This is a genomic window from Corynebacterium sp., assembly GCF_012838985.1.
Lineage (GTDB): Bacteria > Actinomycetota > Actinomycetes > Mycobacteriales > Mycobacteriaceae > Corynebacterium.
In genome coordinates this window covers 1-4,757 of sequence record NZ_DUOE01000118.1, presented here as the reverse complement: position 1 = coordinate 4,757, position 4,757 = coordinate 1, and the positions used below count along the sequence as shown (strand labels likewise).

3 protein-coding genes and 1 pseudogene are annotated in these 4,757 nt (G+C 66.6%); 2 read left to right on the top strand and 2 right to left on the bottom strand.

From position 1 onward, the window contains the following. Positions 1-139 (bottom strand): annotated as a pseudogene (locus GXZ33_RS06900) (EamA family transporter RarD); the annotation flags it as partial. A 76-nt stretch (positions 140-215) separates the two neighbouring features. Between GXZ33_RS06900 and dnaE the strand changes: the two are divergent. Together dnaE and GXZ33_RS06890 are read left to right on the top strand one after the other, a co-directional pair. Continuing rightward, the gene (gene dnaE, locus GXZ33_RS06895; RefSeq protein WP_291340108.1) at positions 216-3,776 is read left to right on the top strand and encodes a DNA polymerase III subunit alpha; all 3,561 of its coding nucleotides are present in this window, start codon (positions 216-218) and stop codon (positions 3,774-3,776) included. Next, complete coding sequence (locus GXZ33_RS06890; protein ID WP_291340107.1) at positions 3,773-4,561, top strand: PhzF family phenazine biosynthesis protein; 789 nt, start codon at positions 3,773-3,775, stop codon at positions 4,559-4,561. Before dnaE ends, GXZ33_RS06890 begins: the two co-directional genes overlap by 4 nt. A gap of 2 nt (positions 4,562-4,563) precedes the next feature. On the opposite strand, the gene GXZ33_RS06885 is transcribed toward GXZ33_RS06890, so the two are convergent. After that, a partial coding sequence (locus GXZ33_RS06885; protein WP_291340106.1) for a hypothetical protein occupies positions 4,564-4,757 on the bottom strand: 194 nt, incomplete at its 5' end.

The following is a 4,757-nucleotide window of genomic DNA, read 5'->3' as shown; positions in this document are numbered from 1 at the left end:
CCGTGAGCACCAGGGACATGATGACGGCGGTCCACAGGATACGGTGGGCGAGAATCTCCACCGGACCCGCCGGCAGCAGCAGCGGGAAGAACGCCGGGAAGAGCCCCCACAGCAGGTAGGCGAGCAGACCGAAGATCATGGGTGGGATGGTACCCGCGAGGTCATATCAAAGAGCGTGGGGATCGTGTTTTGACGGAGTCGATAGACTCACACACATGGCCAAGAACTCCTCTTTCGTGCACCTCCACAACCACACCGAGTTCTCGATGCTCGACGGCATGGCGAAGATCGACATGCTCGCCGACGAGGTCGTGCGGCAGGGGATGCCGGCCGTGGGTATCACCGACCACGGCAACATGTTCGGCTCCGACGCCTTCTACCGGGCGATGACGAAGGCCGGGGTGAAGCCCATCATCGGCATCGAGGCGTACCTCGCGCCGGAGAGCCGCTTCAACAAGAGCCGCGTCCGCTGGGGTGAGCCGCACCAGAAGTCCGACGACGTCTCCGCCTCCGGTGCCTACCTGCACCAGACGATGATCGCGGAGAACGCCACCGGCCTGAAGAACCTCTTCTACCTCTCGTCGATGGCCTCCTACGAGGGCCAGCTGGGTAAGTGGCCGCGCATGGACTCCGAGCTCATCGCCGAGCGCGCCGACGGCATCATCGCCACCACCGGCTGCCCCTCCGGCGACGTGCAGACCCGTCTGCGTCTCGGCCAGTTCAACGAGGCCCTCGAGGCCGCCGCGATGTGGCAGGACATCTACGGCAAGGAGAACTACTTCCTCGAGCTCATGGACCACGGGCTGCACATCGAGCAGCGCGTGCGCCGGGAGCTGCTGGAGATCGGCCGGAAGCTCGATCTGCCGCCCCTGGTGACCAACGACTGCCACTACGTCCTCGAGTCGCAGGCCACCGCCCATGAGGCGATGCTCTGCGTGCAGACCGGAAAGACCCTCCACGACGAGGACCGCTTCAAGTTCGACGGCACGGGTTACTACATCAAGACCGCCGAGGAGATGCGCGCGCTTTTCGACGACACCGTGCCCGACGGCTGCGACAACACCCTCCTCATCGCCGAGCGTGTCCAGGACTACGGCGAGATCTGGGAGTCCCACCCGCACGACCGTATGCCGGTCGCGGACGTCCCCGAGGGGCACACCCCGACGACGTGGCTGCACCACGAGGTGATGGCGGGACTGCGTGACCGATTCCACGGGGGCGAGATCCCGCAGGAGTACATCGACCGCGCGGAGTACGAGATCAAGGTCATCGACATGAAGGGGTACCCGTCGTACTTCCTCATCGTCGCCGAGATCATCAAGCACGCCCGCTCGATCGGCATCTGGGTGGGCCCGGGCCGTGGTTCCGCGGCGGGTGCGCTCGTCGCCTATGCGCTGACGATCACCAACATCGACCCGATCGAGCACGGACTGCTCTTCGAGCGTTTCCTCAACCCGGAGCGACCCTCCGCACCGGATATCGATATCGACTTCGATGACCGCCGCCGCGGTGAGATGATCCGCTACGCCGCCGAGCGCTGGGGCGAGGACAAGATCGCCCAGGTGATCACCTTCGGCACGGTGAAGACGAAGCAGGCCCTCAAGGACTCCGCCCGCGTGCAGTTCGGCCAGGCCGGCTACCAGATGGCCGACCGCATCACGAAGGAACTCCCGCCGCCGATCATGGCGAAGGACATCCCCCTGTCCGGCATCATGGACCCGGACCACGAGCGCTACAACGAGGCGGGCGCGGTGCGCACGCTCATTGAGACGGACCCGGACGTCGCGAAGATCTACGAGACCGCCCGTGGCCTCGAGGGCGTCGTCCGCCAGGCCGGCGTCCACGCCTGTGCGGTGATCATGGCGTCCGTGCCGCTGCTCGACCATGTGCCGATGTGGAAGCGCCCCGCCGACGGTGCGCTCATCACCGGCTGGGACTACCCGGCGTGTGAGGCCATCGGCCTGCTGAAGATGGACTTCCTGGGCCTGCGCAACCTCACCGTCATCGGTGACGCCCTGGCGAACATCAAGAAGAACCGTGGCATCGACCTCGACCTGGAGAACCTCTCCGTCGAGGACGTGGAGACCTACGAACTCCTGGGCCGCGGCTCCACCCTGGGTGTCTTCCAGCTGGACTCCGGCGGCATGCAGGAGCTGCTCAAGCGCATGCAGCCGACGGGCTTCAACGATATCGTCGCCTCCCTGGCGCTGTACCGCCCGGGACCGATGGGCGTCAACGCGCACCTCGACTACGCGGACCGCAAGAACGGCCGCAAGCCGATCGAGCCGATCCACCCTGACCTGGGCGACGCCCTCGAGGACATCCTCGAGGAGACCTACGGCCTCATCGTGTACCAGGAGCAGATCATGCGTATCGCGCAGAAGCTCGCCAACTACACGGCCGGTGAAGCAGATGGTTTCCGTAAGGCCATGGGCAAGAAGCAGGCGGAGGTCCTGGAGAAGGAGTACGCGAAGTTCTCCGAGGGCATGAAGTCCAACGGTTTCGGCCCCGAGCCCATCAAGGCGCTGTGGGACACGATCCTCCCGTTCGCCTCCTACGCGTTCAACAAGTCGCACGCCGCGGGCTACGGCCTGGTCTCCTTCTGGACCGCCTACCTCAAGGCACACTACGCCCCGGAGTACATGGCGGCGCTGCTCACCTCGGTGGCGGACCGCAAGGACAAGTCCGCCATCTACCTCGGCGACTGCCGTCACCTCGGTCTCAAGGTCCTGTCCCCGGACATCAACGAGTCGGAGAATGACTTCTTGGCCGTCGGCGAGGACATCCGTTTCGGCCTCGGCGCGATCCGCAACGTCGGTGCCGAGGTGGTCGACTCGATCGTCGAGACGCGCCGCACCAAGGGCACCTTCGCCAACTTCTCCGACTATCTGGAGAAGATCGACCTGCTGCCCTGCAACAAGCGCATCACCGAGTCGCTCATCAAGGGCGGGGCCTTCGACTCCCTCGGGCACCCGCGCAAGGGTCTCATGCTCATCCACGAGGATGCGGTGGACTCCGTCCTGGCCACCAAGAAGGCCGCCGACAAGGGGCAGTTCGACCTCTTCGCGGGCTTCGGCGGCGAGGACGAGGAGACCGCGAGTGTCTTCGCCATCGACATCCCCGACGAGATCTGGGACCGCAAGCATGAACTCGCCCTCGAGCGGGAGATGCTCGGCCTCTACGTCTCCGGCCACCCGCTGGACGGCTACGAGGAGGCCCTCGAGGCGCAGACCGACACCGCCCTGACCACGATCCTCGCCGGCGAGATGCGGCACGGCGCGGAGGTCCTCATCGGCGGCATCATCTCTGCGGTGGACCGGCGCTTCTCCAAGCGCGACGGCTCCCCCTGGGCGATCGTCACCGTGGAGGACCACAACGGTGCACAGGTGGAACTTCTGGTGTTCAACAAGGTGTACTCGCTGGTCAGCTCGTCGATCGTGGAGGACAACATCATCCTCGCGAAGGCGCACGTGTCCATCCGTGACGACCGCATGTCCCTGTTCTGCGACGACCTCAAGGTCCCCGAGCTGGGCCCCGGCAACGGTGCCGGCCTGCCGCTGCGCCTGACGATGCGCACCGACCAGTGCACGATGGACACCATCGCGAAGCTCAAGGAGGTCCTCGTCCGCAACGCCGGCGACTCCGACGTCTACCTCAAGCTGGTCAACGGCGAGGACTCCACCATGATGATCCTCGGCGAGCACCTGCGCGTCGACCGCTCCGGTTCCCTCATGGGCGACCTCAAGGCGACGATGGGCGCGGGGATCCTCGGATGAGGTTCGCACAGGTCGACGTATTCTCCGAGGTCCCGTACCGCGGCAACCCCGTCGCGGTGCTTCTCGACGCCGACCACCTCGACGACCACCGCATGCTCGAGATCGCCCGGTGGACGAACCTCTCCGAGACGACCTTCGTCGTGGCGCCGGAACACCCGGACGCCGACTACCGCGTGCGCATCTTCACCCCCTTCGGGGAGCTGCCCTTCGCCGGGCACCCCACCCTCGGCACGGCGCACGCCTGGCTGGAGCACGGGGGAGTGGCCAGGCGGTCGTCGATCGTCCAGGAGTGTGCGGTGGGCCTGATCACCGTGCGTACCGACGACCGCCTGGCCTTCCGCGCCCCGCCCACACTCCGCACGGGGCCGCTGGAGTCGGAGGTCCTCGCGCAGGTGGAGGCGGTCATCGACGCCGAGATCATCGACCACCAGTGGGTGGACAACGGGCCCGGGTGGGCCGCCGTCCAGCTGGCCGACGCCGCCGCCGTCCGCGCCGTCACCCCCGATTTCCGGGAGCTCGGCGACATCAAGCTCGGACTCGTGGGCCTCCACCCGGAAGGGTCTGAGTGTGCCCTCGAGGTCCGTGCCCTGTTCAACGGCATCGAGGACCCCGTGACCGGCAGCCTCAACGCCTCACTGGCGCAGTGGTTCTACCGCGCCGGGAAGATCGACCACGACTACCTCGCCTCCCAGGGGACCGGACGGGTGTCCGTCTCCCGCGATCAGCAGGACGAGGTGTGGGTCGGGGGAGCGACCGTCACCTGTTTCTCCGGGACGGCCCGCTGACTCTAGCCCTGGATGCCGAACTGGGCGAGGAAGGCACGGAGCTGGTCGACGCCGCCCGGCAGGAGCGGGACGATGATGACCGCCGCCTGGGTGGCCGCCATTCCGAGGGTGAGGATCGCGCGGAGGATCTCGAAGTTCAGCTCGGCCTCCGGGGTCATCTCCAGGGAACCGGCCCAGCCCGGGAGCTCGACCTTCT